The 18,905-nt window shown below is 37.9% G+C and carries 16 protein-coding genes; 6 read left to right on the forward strand and 10 right to left on the reverse strand.

Annotation, left to right across the window (positions count from 1 at the left end; all coding sequences use genetic code 11):
• Window positions 1-8: 8 nt before the first annotated feature.
• The 4 genes from HC026_RS06560 to HC026_RS06575 form a co-directional block, all read right to left on the reverse strand.
• Window positions 9-1,193: an MFS transporter gene (locus HC026_RS06560; RefSeq protein WP_168925198.1), complete on the reverse strand. Its 1,185-nt coding sequence runs from the start codon at window positions 1,191-1,193 to the stop codon at window positions 9-11.
• Between the two features lie 331 nt (window positions 1,194-1,524).
• On the reverse strand, window positions 1,525-2,541 hold the full coding sequence (locus tag HC026_RS06565) for a Gfo/Idh/MocA family protein (protein ID WP_168925199.1): 1,017 nt from the start codon (window positions 2,539-2,541) through the stop codon (window positions 1,525-1,527).
• Between the two features lie 27 nt (window positions 2,542-2,568).
• Window positions 2,569-3,519, reverse strand: a complete 951-nt coding sequence (locus HC026_RS06570) for a sugar phosphate isomerase/epimerase family protein (protein ID WP_232843663.1) — start codon at window positions 3,517-3,519, stop codon at window positions 2,569-2,571.
• Window positions 3,520-3,555: 36 nt separating this feature from the next.
• Window positions 3,556-4,422 carry a sugar phosphate isomerase/epimerase family protein gene (locus HC026_RS06575; protein ID WP_168925200.1) on the reverse strand — a complete coding sequence of 289 codons (867 nt, stop codon included), beginning with the start codon at window positions 4,420-4,422 and terminating at the stop codon, window positions 3,556-3,558.
• A 375-nt stretch (window positions 4,423-4,797) separates the two neighbouring features.
• Here HC026_RS06575 and HC026_RS06580 point away from each other — a divergent pair, with 375 nt between their 5' ends.
• Both HC026_RS06580 and HC026_RS06585 read left to right on the forward strand, forming a co-directional pair.
• Window positions 4,798-6,228 carry a sugar porter family MFS transporter gene (locus HC026_RS06580; RefSeq protein ID WP_240890975.1) on the forward strand — a complete coding sequence of 477 codons (1,431 nt, stop codon included), beginning with the start codon at window positions 4,798-4,800 and terminating at the stop codon, window positions 6,226-6,228.
• A 30-nt stretch (window positions 6,229-6,258) separates the two neighbouring features.
• The gene (locus HC026_RS06585) at window positions 6,259-7,143 is read left to right on the forward strand and encodes a helix-turn-helix domain-containing protein (RefSeq protein WP_168925201.1); all 885 of its coding nucleotides are present in this window, start codon (window positions 6,259-6,261) and stop codon (window positions 7,141-7,143) included.
• Window positions 7,144-7,489: 346 nt separating this feature from the next.
• On the opposite strand, the gene HC026_RS06590 is transcribed toward HC026_RS06585, so the two are convergent.
• The 6 genes from HC026_RS06590 to iolG (HC026_RS06615) form a co-directional block, all read right to left on the reverse strand.
• Entirely contained in the window at window positions 7,490-8,455 is a 966-nt protein-coding gene (locus HC026_RS06590) for an AEC family transporter (RefSeq protein WP_168925202.1), read from the reverse strand.
• A gap of 48 nt (window positions 8,456-8,503) precedes the next feature.
• Window positions 8,504-9,526 carry an inositol 2-dehydrogenase gene (gene iolG, locus HC026_RS06595; protein WP_168925203.1) on the reverse strand — a complete coding sequence of 341 codons (1,023 nt, stop codon included), beginning with the start codon at window positions 9,524-9,526 and terminating at the stop codon, window positions 8,504-8,506.
• Between the two features lie 254 nt (window positions 9,527-9,780).
• Window positions 9,781-11,214 (reverse strand): sugar porter family MFS transporter, encoded by a 1,434-nt coding sequence (locus tag HC026_RS06600; RefSeq protein WP_232843665.1) that lies wholly within the window; start codon window positions 11,212-11,214, stop codon window positions 9,781-9,783.
• Between the two features lie 118 nt (window positions 11,215-11,332).
• Window positions 11,333-12,370: a Gfo/Idh/MocA family protein gene (locus tag HC026_RS06605; protein WP_168925204.1), complete on the reverse strand. Its 1,038-nt coding sequence runs from the start codon at window positions 12,368-12,370 to the stop codon at window positions 11,333-11,335.
• A 21-nt stretch (window positions 12,371-12,391) separates the two neighbouring features.
• A complete protein-coding gene (gene iolE, locus HC026_RS06610; protein WP_168925205.1) occupies window positions 12,392-13,297 on the reverse strand; it encodes a myo-inosose-2 dehydratase in 906 nt (301 codons plus the stop codon).
• 19 nt (window positions 13,298-13,316) lie between these two features.
• Window positions 13,317-14,345, reverse strand: coding sequence for an inositol 2-dehydrogenase (iolG, locus tag HC026_RS06615; RefSeq protein WP_168925206.1), 1,029 nt, complete (start codon window positions 14,343-14,345; stop codon window positions 13,317-13,319).
• A gap of 539 nt (window positions 14,346-14,884) precedes the next feature.
• On the opposite strand from iolG (HC026_RS06615), the gene HC026_RS06620 reads away from it, so the two are divergent.
• Genes HC026_RS06620 through HC026_RS06635 form a run of 4 tightly spaced genes read left to right on the forward strand, consistent with a single transcriptional unit; the run spans window position 14,885 to window position 18,845 of the window.
• Entirely contained in the window at window positions 14,885-16,354 is a 1,470-nt protein-coding gene (locus HC026_RS06620) for a sugar porter family MFS transporter (RefSeq protein ID WP_408640983.1), read from the forward strand.
• A 28-nt stretch (window positions 16,355-16,382) separates the two neighbouring features.
• Window positions 16,383-17,408, forward strand: coding sequence for an inositol 2-dehydrogenase (gene iolG / locus HC026_RS06625; protein WP_168925207.1), 1,026 nt, complete (start codon window positions 16,383-16,385; stop codon window positions 17,406-17,408).
• A 21-nt stretch (window positions 17,409-17,429) separates the two neighbouring features.
• A complete protein-coding gene (locus HC026_RS06630) occupies window positions 17,430-17,894 on the forward strand; it encodes a heme-binding protein (protein ID WP_168925208.1) in 465 nt (154 codons plus the stop codon).
• A gap of 15 nt (window positions 17,895-17,909) precedes the next feature.
• Window positions 17,910-18,845 carry an NADP-dependent oxidoreductase gene (locus HC026_RS06635; protein ID WP_168925209.1) on the forward strand — a complete coding sequence of 312 codons (936 nt, stop codon included), beginning with the start codon at window positions 17,910-17,912 and terminating at the stop codon, window positions 18,843-18,845.
• The last annotated feature ends 60 nt before the right edge of the window (window positions 18,846-18,905 follow it).

Here is an 18,905-nt window from a genome sequence, read left to right on the forward strand (position 1 = left end):
TAGTAAAACTAGCGTACTTTTCTTGTCTGCTGATGTGCCTTAATTGCCTGATTGAGTGCGATAATCAGCACCAGTGCAAGAATAGCAAAAAATGCCGAACCTAACCCAATATTTTTCAAACCAATCGCACCAGCTAGAATCGATGAAGTAGCAGATCCTAGCGAAATACCAAAGTTAAAGAAAATTGAATTGAGAGAAGAGGCTAAAACAAGAGACTGTGGATATTCTCGTTCAGCCGTATTTAGAAAATGGATTTGAATTGGGGAGTTAACCAAAGTCACAATAAGGGATAAAATCAGCAAAACGAGTAATCCAGAAGCTTTCGTAGCAAGTGCTAGTGGGAATGACAGCAATAGTATAATATCGGCAACGTAGTACTTTGGCATAGCCCGTAAGCCATTGTGCTCACTGACAGCACCTGACCAGCGATTACTGATAATATTCATAATACCAATAGCAAAAAGTATCATATTAAGATAGTCATTACTGAATCCAAGGACGGTAGTTAGCAATGGCCGAATATAGGTGTAATACCCATACATAGTTGCTGCAGTGAAAAGCACCAAAAGAATACCCAGATAAATTCGATTATCCTTCAATAAACTCAATTGCCCTTTAATTGACCCTTGGACCTGTTCAACATGTTTTGGTAGTAGCCATATTAGAAGAAAAAAAGTGATGATGGTGATCCCTGAAACAGCAAAAAAAGCGTATTGCCACCCATAATTCGTACTAATCATAGTTCCAATTGGGACTCCAAAAACAGAAGCAATACTAAATCCTGCAAAAACCCATGAAACTAGGCTGGCTCGTTTTTCAATGGGTGCGATAGCTGTCGTAAAAGTCATAATCAGCGAAATAATTGAACCTGCGACTGAAGCAGAAATTATTCTTGATAATAACATCCACCCGTAATTTGTAGCAAAACCACTTAAGGTATTACCAATCAAAAAAATCACCATTAATACCAAAAGTGTCTTATACCGACTATATTTACTAGTTAATATTGTAATAAACGGCGTGCTAACAGCGTATACAGTCGCAAAAATCGTCACCAAATACCCCGTTAGCGCAACTGAAACGTGAAGATGTAAAGCAATGTCTGACAAAATCCCAATAACCATAAACTCATTGCAACCTAACATAAATGCAACCAGCACAAATATAATGGTCTGTAATCGATACTTTCTCATATTAGTCACCCTCTAATTATATCAGGGTCTAGAATACTACAATTTTGATGGCAACATAAGTTTTTTTGAGATTTTGCGTACTTTTGTGTGTAAGGAGGTAAAAAATTCTTCAGGATATTTGATTTCCCTATCGTAATGATGCAACAAGTAAGGCCTAGTCATAATTTGATGTCTCTCGTAGACTCTATAACTTGTATTCTGATGATCATCATTGGTTATAAAACGATATCCAAAGAAAAAGGATACCAAGATTTGATAATCTGTGGCATCCCATTATTTAAACCTTTGAGAATTAAACATTTGTATATAAATATTAATCAGTGTTTATAACTTAGTCCTTATATAGTGCGGGCTTTTCAGGCAGGGTGATAGGCTCGCGAACTCCCCCCTCGTCTCTAGATTTACCAAGGGCATCACAGGTCACCATCGCAACTAAACCATCCCAAGAGCTTGGACCAGTGATTTGATTTTTTTGTACACCATTTGCCCATTGCTGAATTTCATTATCATAGGCATCTTTAAACCGCTCTGTAAATTCTTCAGGAATTGGATCTTCATGCTGAAATTTAGTCTTCACAGACATGTTGGTAGGTGTTTTGAGAGCAATAGTACCTTCTTCACAAACAATTTCACAGTTGATATCGTACCCCATGTGATTGTTAACAAAGACCTCTAAGTCAATGTGCACGCCAGATTTAGTATCTAACATTACGATTTGTGGATCGTGAAGGTTGTCATGAGTGTATTTGGTTTGTTTTTTAGGTAAAAAGGTGATACCTGATTCATAATCTTCTCCGAGTAACCAATGCAATAAATCAGCTTCGTGGACAGCTGTATTGGATACAGACATTGTTGTGTCATAAGAAGTTGGAACCTCGTAGTTACGATGAGTAGCGTGTACCAGCAAAGGTTCACCATATTTACGAGAATCAATCGCCTTTTTCATTTCAATGTAGCCTTCGCCATAACGACGCATGAAACCTACCTGGACTAATCGTTTTCCGTGGTTCAATTCCGCATCAATAATTTTTTGGCATTCAGCAACCGTCGGCATCAATGGTTTTTCACAAAAAACGTACTTTCCAGCCTCAATTGCCTGCAATACAAATTGAGAATGTTGATCATCAGGAGAAGTAACAACCATAACAGCATCAATATCTGGTGATGCAACTAAAGCTGCTCCACTCTCAAAAGCCTTTGCACCATATTTTTTTGAATATTTTTCAACTAATTCTGGTTTTAAATCTGCGACACCAGCTAGTTTTACGCCAGAGGTTCTTTCTGCAATTCGCTTTGCATGATCTGATCCCATTGCACCTAAACCGATAATTCCAACATTTAAAGTCATTTGTAACACCCCTTCTAAGATTGTTAATTATTTAATGATTGAATTTTTTAGTGTGTCAATTGAAGTTCTAAGACCTGCGTCTACGCTCATAGTGAGGTCTTCCATTTCTAGCGAAACAAAGTCGTTATTATAACCTGCCATCCCTAGAACAGAGAAAAATTCACGCCAATATTGCAGATCATGTCCACAGCCGACACCGACGTAATTCCAAGTACGATTGTAGGAATCAGTGACTGGTTTAGTTTCCATTAAACCATTGACCTTAGCTAGATCCTTTTCGATTCGTGCATCTTTACCATGGACATGATAAATGGCACCCTTTAAATCTCGAATTGTCGAAATTGGATCAATACCCATGACGAAAAAGTGTGAGGGGTCTAAATTAATACCGATCGTATCACCAGCGGCCCTCCGTAACTTCAACAAAGTACGCGGATTATAAACCAATTGGCTTGGAAACGCCTCCAACGCAATCTTTTCAACGCCGTGTTCTTTCGCTAGCTTGCCGGTGTCTTTCCACCACGGAATTGCCACATCCTCCCATTGATACCTGAGAGCTTCAGGCATATAATCTGGCCACGAAATTGTGGAGCAAATCCAGTTAGGTATAGTGTCGTGAGGCCCACCCGCGGGAAGACCGCTCATTGTGACGATCTTTTTAACGCCCAATTTTTCTGCCAGTAAGATGGTTTCCCGAATTGTTTTTGTGTGTAATTCCCCAAGTTCACCAGGCGCTAAGGGATTACCTGAGCAGTTTAATGCAGCTAGCTCCATACCACGAGCTTCGAGCTCTTTCTTGAATGCTTTCACTTTTCCATTATCTTTTAAAAGAGCCTCACGATCGATATGTGGAGTAGGTTGCCAGCCACCGGCCGAAATTTCGACTGCATTCAGACCATATTTTTTCTGAACAGTATCAAGCATCTCAGTGTAACTTAAGTCTTTTAAAACGTCTGTCACTAATGATAGTTTCATCATTTGCAAAACCTCCTTGTAAATACATTTAGGCTCAAATCAGTCTATGTTTAACCCCTTTTTGATGGTTGGTAGCGTTTTCTCATTCGACCATTCTACTTTATCGGGCCAGGCAAATACATTATTGGTGACAATTCCGTCAAACCCAATTTCGTTCAAAGTGCGGTACATGGCTTCAAAATCGACCTCACCTTCTCCTGGATTTAGGTGTTGATGAATGGTTACAGGTGCTGCAGGAGGATTAATAATGTAACGCAGGCCAAAGTTACTAGCGTAATTCATGGTGTCTGCAATTAAGACATGGGTTAAGGTATCTTTCATACCTAAAATTTGTTTACGAACGTCTCCAACACCTTTGTCCGAATAAAAAGCATGAGCTGAACACCAAACCTGAGAAACCCAGTCAAGATCCAGTGATCGGATCAATTTGGCTGCCTCTTCGCTGGTTTCAATAAAGTCATTAGGGTGGGCCTGAATTTCAAGTTTAATGTGGTTTCTCTCGAAGTCAGGGACGAGTTCTTCCATAGACTTATACCACTGACCTTCTGAAGTTACAGAGTTATATTTGTCACCGGAAAATTCGGTATTAAGTGTATCAACTCCCAATTCAGAGGTGATTTCAATGGTACGTCGCATATTGCGAACGGCTGATTGACGTTCTTGTTCATTAGGTGATGACCACTGTTGAACTGGCAATACCGATGATAAGGAAACACCAGCATCACTAAGCCAATGTTTGACCTGTTTAATCATAGTTGAATTTACCTTGGGGTATTGATAAAACCAAATGAAGTCCTGCCGAGGCGACAACTCAATATATTTATAACCAAGACGTGCAGTTTTTTCTATCATATCGTGAAATGAGGTATTATCACGAAACATAGATGGATCGTATGCTAATTTCAATTTCATTACCTCCCAAAATGTTAATCATGAACACATGTTCAATGTAGCACATGAAACCGCTCCCATGTTTGCAATAAAAAGACTGAAATTTACAAAAAAGTGCCACAGAGTTTTAAATAAATAGTAACCAAACCATCAATATACGCTTGGTATCGCTGATTTAATGGGGAATTAGGAATAGCACTTATTTTTGTGGTACAAAATGAAGATTTTAAAAGCGCTTTCATAATTTAGATAACTGGTTATAATGAACCTGTAAATTAATTTACAAAAGAATAAACAACCGAATTTAAGGGCTTAGTCTCTGAATATACATCAAGTTCCATTCAACGAGGTTTTGCGCTTACGTGGAAACTTTAACAGGCGGTGGATGTTGTGGATAATCCAAAAGTGGTTCATACGCAGCATAATCAACGCAAGTATTTGACTTTGGTTTCATGGATTACTGGAATGGGAGCGCTGTCTTTTGGTTATAATACGTCTGTTGTGAACGGGTCACTGGACTTTATGTCTAAACCAAGTCAGTTAGGTTTAAGTTCTTGGGCCCAAGGAGTGGTTTCAAGCGGATTAACGCTAGGAGCTGCTTTTGGTGCCGTCTTCGGTGGCCCAATCAGTGATAGAGTTGGACGGAAAAAGACTTTGACTTTCTTGGGCGTTATTTTTACAGTTTTTGCATTAATTTGTGGGTTCGCCCCCAACACGACAGTTATGATCATAAGTCGATTTATATTAGGTTTAGCTGTGGGCGCGGCTTCAGGCACTGTACCAGTGTATTTAGCCGAAATTTCACCGACTAAAAAACGTGGCAAAATGGTTGCTATGAATCAACTACTAATTGTGTTCGGGCAATTCTTAGTTTTCGTAGTTAATGCTATATTGGGTAATTTATTTGGAAATAATGCAGGTATTTGGAGGGTAATGATTTCGCTTGCTAGTGTTCCTGGAATTGCATTGTGGATTGGCATGTATGCAATGCCAGAGAGCCCTCGTTGGTTAACGTCAAAGAATCGTTTTGCAGACGCTTTGCAAGTTTTGTACAAGATTAGAAGTAAAGCACAAGCAGAGTCGGAAATTAATGAGATAAAAACAGTCACGAAGCAAGAACAGCAAAATGCTAAAGCCTCTTGGCGAGATTTTAAAAAACCATGGATTATTCAAATTTGTATCACAGGTGGTATGTTAGGCGTGATTCAGCAATTCGCCGGTATCAATTCAGTGATGTATTATGGCACTAAAATTTTAGAGGCAAGCGGCTTTAGAGCTCAAGCTGCATTAATCTCAAATGTTGCAAATGGTGTCTTTTCAGTGTTGGGTGCTATTATTGGAATGTACACAGTTGACAAATTGGGGCGTAAATTTTTGGAATACTGTGGATTAATTGTGTGTGCTACGTGCTTAGTATCGGTGGGATTAATAAAAACTTTTCTGAGCGGATTATCGTGGATAGGAATTGCCGTCATGCTGATTGTTTTAGTCTACATTATCTTTTTCCAAGGGACAGTGGGTGCAGTTACATGGATTATTATTTCTGAAATTTTTCCGTCGAGATATCGTGGTTTAGGAACCGGCATCGCAATATTTACCTTATGGTTCGCAAACTTTATTGTTGGTTTGTGTTTTCCAACGATGCTAGAATATCTTGGGTTGGCGAACTCATTTTATATTTTTGCCGCTTGTTGTGTCTTAGGTATCTTTTTTGTAAAGGCGCGTGTTCCAGAAACAAAAGGTGTGGAACTTGAAAAAATTGAGACATTTTTCCGAGCTAAATATGACCACAGCTATAAGGGGCAAAGTCACTTGAATTAGGTTAGAGTTTTTATGCGTGGAGGTGACAATATGTTTTATAGCGAAATAGTTTCAGCAAAGGTTATTCTTAATAAACTGGTGACGGCCGTTGAATTAAACGGGAATCGTTTTGATATTTCTTATTGGGGAGCTTTTGACCAACATTTTGGCACCAAACCACATTCACATGCCTTTTTTGAGATTACTTTAATCACTAAAGGTGACGGCCAATATATTGAGAACGGTGAAGAATTTATTTTGAAGAAAAATTCATTAATTGTCACCAAGCCAGGACAAATCCACCAGATAGTTAGCAAAAGCGGACTTGAAATGATCTATTTTGCATTTTCTTCGGATGAGGTTCAAGTTAAATTAGGTGAACCAGTTATTAATTTGTCGAGTAAGGACCCATTAGTATTAACGTGGCAATCACTTATTTATACAGCATTGATTTTTCAAGAATCTAATAGTGAGGAACCCTTGTCGGTAATTCAACTGGCTAAAAGCTTAATTCAATTAGTGTTAGATCGTTCCAATAGTACACGTGAAACCAGTCAAATGTTGGTGGCGATTACTGAACAAACTGAATTATTAAATAAAATCAAAAAATATATTCGTGAAAATATTGAAAAAAAATTATCCATAGAATCAATTGCTGATCATTTCTTTATATCTAAAAGGCAGGTTTTCAGACTGTTTCAAAAGTATGAATCTTATACGTGCAATAATTATATAAAACAGGTAAGAATTAATGACGCCGCTGATCTTATTAAAACTACTAAGATGTCAATTACGGATATTTCGGACAAAGTTGGTTTTAGTTCTGTACATTATTTTTCAAAGGTATTTAAAGATGAGATGCGTGATACACCACAAAAATTTCGTCTTCTATATAGTAATGCAACTGTTAATAAATTTAATTTCAAAAAGGTCTAGTGGTCTGCCGTTTAACATAAAATATCCCATAATAGTTAGATTTCTTGTCTAACTACTATGGGATATTTAAAATTTTGGACCTTTACCTGGTTACCTTTTGACCTTTTTCACCGTGCAAAGTACTAAAAGTCAAGGGGGTCAGAAAATATCAGTATGAGCATTTTCTGCCCCCCTTGACATCTGTGTTTGATTCGTTTAATAACTGAAAACAAAAAGCTACGTTTCCACAATAGAAACGTAGCCAATAAGTTTAACTAACCGATTATCAGACCCACCAGGAACGTTGCATCCACTACTTATCCACATAAACAAAATATTCGACTCTCGAATGCAAAAAAGTTTTAAATTAAACTAACAACATTATGACTACAACTGCTACTGGAAAAATCAATATACTTTCAGTTAAGATACGAGTAGAGAATGGTATATCCATCTTAGCCTGGTCCGCCAGTATAGGAAGCACGTTAAGCATGGGTGTTGCAGCCTGAACCACCATAGTCTTAATGAATATTGAACCCAGAGAGACTATTTGCATTCGTTGTGCCGCTACAATTACCAGCAACATCACAAACGGTGAAACAACGAATTTACCAAACTGAGCCATTAAATCTAAGCGTTCGACCTTCATTTCCGAAAATTTTGTTTTGCCTAATTGCAGTCCTAAGAACATCAGCGAAAGAGGCGTCACTAGATTTCCAATATAAGAAAAAGATTCCTTCAAAAAACCTGTGACTTCAAAACTGGTTGCAAAGAAGATAAGCCCTAAAATAAACCCCCACATGGGTGGCGTAAATAAATTGACTAATCGTTTTAAAGGTTTTCTCGAGCTTGTGCTTCTATTTTGTGGACCATCCTTGTAAACTATCTTTACACCAATGCCCCAAGTAGCTATTGTATTGGCAACAAAATAACACAGAAAATATGGCATACTTTTAATGCCAAAAAGGGCAATATTCAAAGGCATTCCAACAAAAAGTGTGTTTGAATTTACAAAACCATTTATAAAAATGCTCCGTCTGCTCTTGTCTAATTTCAATCCACGACTAATTAAATATGCGATAAAAAAGCATATTAATATAGCCACCATAATCAGTATGGTACCAACTGTCAATATTTTGAAATTGTTCTTTGTCACATAACGCTGAGTTAAGAGCATTATAGAAAGCGGTAATGCAACATCAATGAGTACATTGGAAATATCGGTTGAGAATTGGTCACTGACAATATGCATATTTCTAATTATGATCCCAATAACAATTATGGTGATAATAATCAACACACTATTCATTGATACCAAAAAAACTGAAAGCATCTGAATATCTCCCCCCTTATTTATCCGGTTTAGGCTGTGTGATTGTGCCTATACTTCAAACTCAGTATCAAGCTTTACCGGTTTCCCTGTTTTAATTGATTCGTCCGTCGCAATAGCTGCTCGTTGTGCAAATACCGCATCAACACCATCAGCTACCACGGGAGCATCGTTTTGTACTGAATTAATAAAACTCTTCACTTCGTCAACATAAGCTTCGTGGTAACGTTCATTAAATATAGGCAAAGGATTTTTCTTGGACTCAGATGTTGAATTATACAGTTCCACAGTTGATTTAGAAACATTTTCGGCCTTCAGCATACCTTCAGACCCAAACACCTCAAGCCGCTGATCATAACCAAAAACAGCTTGCCGTGAGTTATCAATTAAACCAAATGCGCCATTTTCAAACTCCAAAACTAGTGCGATAGTATCAACGTCGCCTATCGACTTTAACGTTGGGTCAATTAGAGTTCCACCCTTTGCATAAATCTCTTTAATGTTTGAACCCATCATGTAGCGCGCCAAATCCAAGTCATGAATTGTAAAATCATATGGAAGAGTCCCAATACGTTGTATCAATTCCTTCTTCAATACAAATGGATCTCTGGATGTTGTTTTGACAACTTGAGGGGTCCCTATATTTCCATCTTGGATTTGCTTATAGATATCTCTGAATTGAGGATCCATCCGCCGGTTAAAGCCCATTTGTAATTTAACATTATTTTCTTTAACCGTTCTCAAGATATTAGCAATCTCTCCATCTGAAACAGTTAAACTAAATGGCTTTTCGCAAAAAATATGTTTTTTTGCTTTTGCAGCATCTAAAACAACCTGTGCATGCGCATCAGTTGAGGTTGCAATTAAAACAGCGTCAATAGATGGATCCTCTAAGATTTCATGATAATCTTTAACCACGTGTGGTATATTACTGTATTTTTCTTTCCAAGATTGATCAACTTTCAAGTCACAAATGTATTGTAAATCAACCTGATTAATTGATAATAAGTTGTTATAATGATTTGATCCTTGACGACCAACACCAATTAATCCCATTTTTAATTTTTTTGTCATGACAAAAATACCAACCTTTCAATTTACGAGCGCAAATATTTAACTTTTGGCAAAAGCATCAAAAAAGCGCGTCAATTCTCTAATTAAGAAAATTAACGCGCTTCTGAATAAGAGAATTCAGTACCGTATCTGAATACTCACTTTCAAAGGAGAACCGTATCCATTCCGTACCGCAAACGATGTTAAGGGCTTTAACAACAATCTAAGAAAGATTTACATAGCTTTGAAAACTCCTTAAATTGGGAAAACCTTTATTAAATCTTTGACTCGCCAGTGTAGTTCTTATCATAGCGAGAACGGAAGAATGATTCAATATCCTCCAGATTTACACCCTTGGTTTCAGGAACACGGACAACAACAAACCATGCCCCCAGTAGACAGCAAGCAGCAAAAATGTAAAAGACATTTGCTAGCCCAATGGCCGCCATCAGAGGTGGGAAGAGTAATCCAACAAAGAAGTTTGCAATCCATAATGTGAAGATTGTAATTCCTGTACCCAATCCACGATACCGGTTAGGAAAGATTTCTGAGTTCAACAACCAAGTAACAGGTCCAAGAGTACCCTGATCAATAACGATATAAACCAGAATAATGATCATAATAGCATATGGTGTCCATGATGCTGTACCAGCATATGTTTTAATAAGACCAACTGTGACTAACGCTATTCCACAGAAAATCAAACCTGTTAATTCAAGCTTCTTTCGACCAAGTTTGTCAACAGTGTACATACCTACAATGGCACCAATACATGAAAAGACACCATTGGCAACATTCGCAATAAGGGCAGCATTGGAACCGAACCCTGCATTGACAAGAACTTGGGAACCATAATACATGATTGAGTTAATCCCAGCAAATTGCTGAATAACACCCAGCATTCCACCAGTAATACAAATTTGAATAATCCAATTCTGTTTAAAGTCTCTAAAGGAAGCTGCTTGTTCTTGTTCTTCTTCTTCCTTTTTGTTATTAGCTTTAATCTCTTCAAGTTCTAGTTCAGCCTGCGCCTTGCTACGAATTCTATAAAGCACCTTTAAAGCCTCGGCAAACTTATTCTTCGAGGTTAACCAACGAGGGCTTTCTGGCATAGCATACATACCAATCCAAAGGGCAATACCTGGAATACTTGCTAAGGAAACCATAACTCTCCAGATCCCTGCATTGCTACCAAACAAGTTACCCAGCAAAGCATTAATACCAAACACTAAGAATTGACCGAAGACAATCAAAAATTGGTTCATTGAAACCATTCGCCCACGGCGGGCAGCAGGAGCGATTTCAGCAAGATAAACCGGAACCGTACCTGAAGCAGCACCAACTGCTAGGCCTAAAATAAATCGAAAAGTAATAAGTGTCCCAGTGTTGGGTGCAAGACCACAACCAACACCAAAGATTGTGAATATTACACCTAACCAAATTAACATTTTTTTACGACCAATTTTATCACTAATTGGTCCACCAAAAACTGCACCAAAAGCGGCACCTAAGGTCAAACCACTGGATACAACACCTTGGGCCCATGGCGACAACCCTAATTGACTAGGCTTAGCCATAAATCCTAAAGCACCATTGACAACTGCTGTGTTATATCCAAATAGTAGGGAACCCATACCGGTAATCCAAGAAACTAATGTCAGATATCCGCTATGCTCATTTTTTGATTTTACATCTGAATTCTGCATCATTTTCACCTCCGAATATTCAATGATATAGAATAACTATTTTAAATAATTGCTATTTGCAGGCCCTATCTAATTGGAAGGAAGACCTGCATAATCTACATCATCTTAAGAAACTAACCAACTATTTTGCTGCGTAAAATGCAGGCGTTTCTGGGAAGTCAAGATTTTGTGTTTCACCTTTTTGATCAATAGACTTCAGCGCTGCATCAGCGGTAACAGCTGCAATATATCCATCCCAAGATGAAGGACCAACTGGTGATTCATTCTTTGAAACATGATTAATAAAATCACGGAATTCAATATCATAAGCACTTTCAAAGCGTGCCTTCCAATCGGTTAAAATAGCTGTGCTATATTGAGCATTCAAACGCGTAGCAACTTGTGGCACAGTTGGCAGTTCAAGTACCCCTTCTTCACCGATGACATCGCACTTAATATCATAACCATACTGACAACGAACAAAGACTTCAATACTGATATTAATTCCCGTCTTAGTCTCCATCATAACAATCATTGGATCCATGATATCTTTATTCTGAGCATGGCGTGTTTGCTTAGCAGCAAATACCCGAATGTTCTTATAATCATCGTTAATCAACCAGTGATCCAAATCAATTTCATGAATAGCAGTTTCAATAATTGAACGAGATGTATCGTATTCCTCAGGTTGAGTCTGGTTATAATGACGTTCATCAATCATTAATGGATTACCAATAACACCATCATCAATCATTTTCTTCATTTGTACATATTCAGGAGCATAGTGACGCATGAATCCAACTTGTAGCATACGACGACCAAGCTTCTTTTCAGAGTCAATGATATCCAAACATTGTTGTGCATCAAGTGCTAATGGCTTTTCACAGAATGTGAATTTCCCTGCAGCTAATGCAGCCATCACGATTTCATAGTGTGCCTCATTGCTTGCAGTACATACAACCACTTCTACATCTGGATCATTAACAAGATCATGATAATCAGAATAATCTTTTGCTTTTAATCCTAATTTATCAAGTTGCTTCTGTGCCTTACCTGGCACAATATCACAGACTGCTGTGACATCAACGTTTGCAACGACCTTTGATAAACGATGCAGATGATCTGAACCAATAAAACCAATACCAACAATACCTACTTTTGTTACATGTGTTTCAGCCATAATGCATACCTCTTTCTTTTTTTAGTTTTTACCCAATAATTCTTGATCGATATACTTTTTAGCTTTCAAAGCATATTCCAAAGGATTTGCCTTGTCAGGATCTTGTTCGGCTTCGACAACAATCCATCCTTTATAACCATGGTCAATTAATTCTTTGTAAACTGGCTTAAAGTCAAGATTACCATCACCTGGAACCGTAAACATACCATTTAAGAATGAACCTTGGAATGTCAAGCCTCTTTCACGGCTGTCCTTTTCCTTATCAAAACGGACATCCTTAAAGTGAACATGCACAACACGATCAATATGTGCTTTTAATAAGCTCATGTAGTCACCATCGGAAACAGCAATATGACCTGTATCATACAATAAACCAACCTTCTTAGGATCAGTGTTTGCCATTAAGCGGTCGGTTTCTTCCTTAGTCTGAATAACAGTACCCATATGATGATGATAAGCTACCTTGATACCATACTTAGCTGCAATGTCACCATAGTGATTAAGACCTTCGCAAACCTTATCCCACTCTTCGTCGTTCATGTGATACTTGTCAGTGAAAATATTCTTCGAGTCAGATTGTTGAATTGTATGGGTTTGTTCAGAAACAACTGCCACTGGAGCGTGAACCGCTTTCAAAAATTGGCAATGTTTTTCGAATGCTTCACTAGCTTTGTCAATACCGTCGCGCAGAATGAAGCTACTAAACCACTGACCGGCAATCTGTAAATTACGAAGCTTAAGTTCATAGTTTAACTTATCAGGGCCTGGGAAAAAGCCACCAACTTCGGTACCTTGAAATCCTGCTACTACAATATCACTTAATAATTGCTGTAAATTATTATCTTTACCGATTGAAGGAATGTCATCATTACGCCAACCAATTGGAGCAATACCCCATTTAATATCTTTACTTGGATCATATGCCATAACTAAAGACCTCCTAAAATTAAATATCTTGAACCTTCACTTTTTGACCTGTTTCCAAAGACTTTTTAGCCGCCTGAGCTAGCCTAATTGCCTTTATGCCATCCTCAAATGAACACTCAACTGGTGTATCATTCAAAACCGCATTGAAGAAGGACACTAATTCATTAAAGTATGCATCCACATACCTTTGAAGGAAAAATAACATTGGCTTATCACCACGAGTTGACTCGCTACCCGAATAGGTAGTTGTACTATTCAGCACGTTGTCCGCGTGTGCCATACCCTTAGAACCAAACAACTCAATTCGTTGGTCGTACCCGTAAACAGCTTTCCGACTATTATCTATTGATCCAACCATGCCATTCTTGAAAAACAATGTGGTAAGCGCTGTATCAATATCTCCAGCTTCACCAATCTTTGGGTCAATCATCACTCCACCAGCGACAAACACAGAATCAACTTCCTCACCGGAAACGAATCGCGCAATGTCAAAATCATGAATTGTCATATCCATGAAAATGCCGCCAGACCGCTTAACATAATCCATCGACGGTGGTTCTGGATCTCGTGACGTAATCTTCAGAATTTGTTCATCACCAATTTGTCCTTGATTACGATAATCAACAATCCTTCTAAAGTTTTTATCAAATCGTCTATTAAATCCTACTTGAAATTTAACGTGCGATTCCTTCACAACTTTAAAAGCCTTCAAAATTTCATTGTCATCAAATCCTACAGGCTTTTCACAAAAAATATTTTTTCCTGCTCGAGCCGCATCAATAGTCATTTGCGGATGAAGATCAGTAGGCACACACAACATCACAGCTTGTACATTGGCATCCGCAAGAACCTCATGATAATCTTTAACTATTTTTCCTGCCAGTGGATATTTTTTGTTCCACTCGTTAGTTGCGACAATGTCACAAATATAAGCAATTTCAACATTAGGCATTTTTTGTAGGTTTTTATAATGAACATTACCAATACGACCCATGCCAATAATACCGATTGTGATTTTTTTCTTTGTGAATAATGAGCTATCAGCCATCGTATCACCCCTTTCTATCAGTATTTTGAACTGAGCAAGCTATTGTGAAATTTAGTTCTAACTCAGGAAATATTATTATTTTGGTTAATGTATCGCTTGCTTTGTTCTACCTCAGAATAGCACGATTAAAGCCATTGTCAATAGCATTTTTTGAAAAAACAAGAAAAATGTAAGCGATTTATAAGTGCGTGTTGACATTCACAAGTTGTCGTGAAATAATCTAAGCAGAAGCTTTTAAATACTTTGTGTTTTTTTTAATTTACATTCGACTACTTCTCGGTCGTTCTGATTACGTTCTGATTATGATGAAAGTTGCTACATTTTAACCAGTCACACTGACTTTATAGTTAGACTCTTTTTTTTAAATCATTTTACTATAGCTGTGTTGATATGGTTTCTATGACACGAAGCATAATGGTTCGCATCTACATTTGATGTACCGCTGAATAGTGTTTTTACCTTGATTGACGTTTGATTTATGTTTGTTTTTCGTTATCTGACGGGAATGTGACTTGTATATATAATATGGAGATGAAAATATGATGACCAAACTAAGCGCGGAAAATCAGCTGGGTAGTTCTAGTGATCAGCAGACTAATTCTGTTGCTGAAAAACGTGCAAAATATCATTTACAAAGAACAGCGCTAATATCAACCCTTGGTGGGTTGCTATTTGGTGTCGATACTGGAGTAATTAATGGTGCAATTGGTTATATGGCAACTCCCTCTGAGTTAAATCTAACACCTGGTGATGAAGGCTTGGTGACTAGTGGAATTACACTTGGAGCTGCTGTAGGGGCAGTTTTTGCTGGTAAAGTTTCCGACTTAATTGGTAGAAGACGTCTATTAAAGTATCTTGCAATTGTATTTTTCATTTGCACGCTTGCATGTTCCATTGCTCCCAATGCTATTTTTATGATTATTTTCAGAACTTTACTTGGCCTTGCCGTTGGAGGAGCCTCAGTAATAGTGCCAACCTATTTATCTGAAATTTCAACGCCTTCCATTCGTGGCCGCCTTGTAACACAAAACGAATTAATGATTGTAACGGGACAGCTATTGGCATTCGTTGTTAATGCAATTTTAGGAAATGTGTTTGGCTATGTTTCCCACATTTGGAGATATATGATTGGGTTTGGTATGATCCCAGCTATACTACTATTTATTGGTATGTTCTTCGTTCCAGAATCTCCAAGATGGCTCGTAATGAAGGGCAAAGTTCAAGAGGCTTTTAAATCCTTATCAACACTTCGAGCACAACCTGAATCATGCAAAACTGAAATCAGTCAAATCCAAAATGCACTTGATCAGGAAAAGGAAATTAAGCAAGCAACACTAAAGGACTTAACTACACCTTGGGTACGTCGACTTGTCTTTATTGGTATTGGTCTCGGTGTGATGCAACAATTCATCGGCATAAACATTATGATGTATTATGGAACAACTATTCTGACTCAATCTGGCTTTGCACACAATGCCGCCCTCATCGCTAATATTTTTAATGGCATAGTTTCTGTCGCAGCCACGATTATTGGCATGTCTTTGATGAACAAGGTTAATCGGCGCAAGATGCTAACGTCTGGAATAATTGGTACCACAACCTCATTGGTTTTAATTGTTATAGTTTCAGAAACTATGTCAAAATCACCGATTTTACCAATTCTAGTTGTGGCATGTACGATGATGTTCCTTGGCTTTTTCCAAGGATTCATTTCTCCACTTGTATGGCTTCTTCTATCTGAAATTTTCCCACAGAATTTACGAGGTCTCGGTATGGGTGTGTCAACGTTTTTCCTTTGGTTCTCAAACTTTTTAGTTGGGTACTTTTTCCCGATTCTTTTATCAGGTCTTGGAATGTCGTACACATTCATGGTCTTCGTTTTCTTCAACATTTTATCTTTCTTCTTTGCCTACAAATTTACCCCGGAAACACGAGGCAAATCGCTAGAGCAGATCCAAATGGAATTTCAATATGGTGACAAATCTGGAGTCAATCCAGAATCAAAATAATTTTTTTCACGAAAGGGAGTTTTTTATTATGAAACAGATCCATGCAGGTATTATTGGTTTAGGCAGAGCTGGGCAAATGCATCTAAATAATTTGTTAATGATGCCCGAAATCAAAATTGTTGAAGTAGCCGATGTTTTTATTGAAAACATCTCTGAAAAATTAAATAACCTGGGGTTAACCAATCAGACTCGGGATTATCATGAGTTGTTAAACAACCCTGAAATCGATACTGTATTCATTTTTACATCAACTGATACACATGAGGAGATTGTTACAGCAGCTGCTAAAGCTGGTAAGAATATTTTCTGTGAGAAGCCTCTAAGTATGAACTTACACGAAGAAGCCAGCTTAAATGTCTTAAAGGCAGTCAAAGAAGCGGGAGTAAAGTTACAAATTGGCTTTAATCGTCGAATGGATCCTCAATTCAGAAATATTTACGAAAATGTCCGGAATGGAAAAATTGGGACTCCACAAGTTGTAAAAATTACTTCTCGGGATCCTGACTTGTTGCCTCATGACCTAATCCAGCGTATTGGTGGGTTGCTTTTCGATTTCACGATGCATGATTTTGATATGGCTCGCTACATGATGAATAGCAATATTTCTGAGGTATACGCTAAAGGAGGCACTCTTATTGATCCAACGTTAAAAGATATCAATGATATTGATACTCTAGCCTTAGTTCTCCAGTTTGAAAACGGAGCGTATGGATTAATCGATAACAGCCGAAAAGCTGTCTACGGATACGATCAACGGGTTGAAGTGTTTGGATCTGAAGGTATGTTAAAAGCCGAAAACGTTAGTGACAGTACGGTGGAATTGTATAACGATAAGCGAATTGAATTGCAAAAGCCACTACCAATGTTCCAAGAACGTTATAAGCCAGCATATATCGCTGAAATGAAAGCATTTGTAAACTCCATCTTAAATAATGAACCAGTAGTCGCCGAAGGCCGTGATGTTGTTATGGCTCAACGAGCTGCTGTTGCCGCACAAAAATCAATTGAAACTGGGGAACCTCAAAAGGTTGATACGAGTTACCCACTAGAATAATTTTATTATGGAGGATTAATTATGTTGAGTGCTGAAGAAATTCTAAATCAAGAAACTGAAACTACACTGCCCCACTTTGGACTATCAGATTTAAACGATTTTGTTGATTGTTTACAAAAAGTTGGTAAAGATGACTACGAAAAAGTATGTGTTTTAATTAAATTAAACAAGCGTCCTGTCTTCTTTCACGCTGGAAAATTTACTACGAACGAAAACAACATCTGGATCAGTAAAAAAGAAAAGGCCGTTGATTTATTCGACCATTCGTCACTCTATGAGAAAGCAATCAATCTTAACAATGAATCAGAGTTCTTTACGTCTAGTGGATTATCACCAAAAGATGTGGCCATTGTTGGTGGCGGTCTTCCAATCTTTGTTGCTGATACTGGTATTGTTGGCAGCTTGATAATCTCTGGTTTAACAGACGAAGGCGACCACAATCTTGGCTATCAAACGCTCGTAACATTCAAAAAAAGTTTGCAGTAGAAAGTAGGCATGTCAATGAAAGCATTTGGAATAAATCAATACGGTAATTCACATGTTATGCAGGAATATGAATTACCGACTCCCAAAATTGGTGCGGATGAAGTTTTGATTAAAACTGCTGCTTTCGCCATCAACGCTTTTGACATTTCTGTTCGAAATGGTACTTTCAGAGATAGAGTGACACTTCTGTTCCCATTTATTCTAGGCTCAGACGCGATTGGACGAATCGTGAAAGTGGGCAGAAATGTTAATAATTATCATGTAGGCGACGATGTAATGGCACATCCCGGTTTAGGAACCTATGCTGAATATTTTAAAGTTTCATCAACTCATTTAGGACTGGTACCCAATAACGCTGATCCGAATACAGTTGCTGGTCTCCCACTGTCAGGAATAACGGCTTATAATGTGCTTGTTCATGCAGCCCAAGTTCAATCGGGTCAGACCATTGCGATTCTTGGAGCAGCTGGCGGAGTCGGATCGTTACTTGTACAAATGGCAAAGGCTATGGGACTCTATGTAATTGGAACCGATATTTCAAGTACAAAAAACCGAGTGCTCGCAAATGGTGCTGATGAATTTGGTGGTTATGATAACGAGACCGTCAGACAGAAATTTTCTCGTGTTGCAGATGTCTTAATCGATGCCACCAATAACGGTGTCGGTGGAAAAGCTGGCATCGAGATAATCAAAGACAACGGCACATATGTCTCTTTAACAACGCTACCAGCGGAGAAGTATACAAGACCTAATGTATTCTTTAAACAAGTCGTTCCCAATCCAAAATATCTTGACAGTGACGCATTTTTTGCAATTTCTCTAATGATTAGAAACAACCAGCTTCATGTCCCAATTGATCGGATTAAAGCCTTCACTCTAAATGGCATCATCGAAGGACAGGAGATCGTTGAGAATAACCTTTCAGATGGAAAGGTTATTATTAAAATCTGATTTCATTAAACGTAAATATCTTGCCATAAAACCTTAAATTAACTATTATTAATGTTAAAA

The organism is Secundilactobacillus angelensis (assembly GCF_012641075.1).
GTDB lineage: Bacteria > Bacillota > Bacilli > Lactobacillales > Lactobacillaceae > Secundilactobacillus > Secundilactobacillus angelensis.

Bases quoted from the DNA above. Each gene is read 5' to 3' on its own strand.
- HC026_RS06600 (WP_232843665.1), bottom strand. From the start codon at position 11,214: ATGATGCAGAATTCAGATGTAAAATCAAAAAATGAGCATAGCGGATAT.
- HC026_RS06620 (WP_408640983.1), top strand. From the start codon at position 14,885: ATGATGACCAAACTAAGCGCGGAAAATCAGCTGGGTAGTTCTAGTGAT.
- iolG (WP_168925206.1), bottom strand. From the start codon at position 14,345: ATGGCTGATAGCTCATTATTCACAAAGAAAAAAATCACAATCGGTATT.
- HC026_RS06635 (WP_168925209.1), top strand. From the start codon at position 17,910: ATGAAAGCATTTGGAATAAATCAATACGGTAATTCACATGTTATGCAG.
- HC026_RS06630 (WP_168925208.1), top strand. From the start codon at position 17,430: ATGTTGAGTGCTGAAGAAATTCTAAATCAAGAAACTGAAACTACACTG.
- iolG (WP_168925203.1), bottom strand. From the start codon at position 9,526: ATGACAAAAAAATTAAAAATGGGATTAATTGGTGTTGGTCGTCAAGGA.
- HC026_RS06590 (WP_168925202.1), bottom strand. From the start codon at position 8,455: ATGCTTTCAGTTTTTTTGGTATCAATGAATAGTGTGTTGATTATTATC.
- HC026_RS06570 (WP_232843663.1), bottom strand. From the start codon at position 3,519: ATGATGAAACTATCATTAGTGACAGACGTTTTAAAAGACTTAAGTTAC.
- iolE (WP_168925205.1), bottom strand. From the start codon at position 13,297: ATGGCATATGATCCAAGTAAAGATATTAAATGGGGTATTGCTCCAATT.
- HC026_RS06560 (WP_168925198.1), bottom strand. From the start codon at position 1,193: ATGAGAAAGTATCGATTACAGACCATTATATTTGTGCTGGTTGCATTT.
- iolG (WP_168925207.1), top strand. From the start codon at position 16,383: ATGAAACAGATCCATGCAGGTATTATTGGTTTAGGCAGAGCTGGGCAA.
- HC026_RS06565 (WP_168925199.1), bottom strand. From the start codon at position 2,541: ATGACTTTAAATGTTGGAATTATCGGTTTAGGTGCAATGGGATCAGAT.
- HC026_RS06585 (WP_168925201.1), top strand. From the start codon at position 6,259: ATGTTTTATAGCGAAATAGTTTCAGCAAAGGTTATTCTTAATAAACTG.
- HC026_RS06605 (WP_168925204.1), bottom strand. From the start codon at position 12,370: ATGGCTGAAACACATGTAACAAAAGTAGGTATTGTTGGTATTGGTTTT.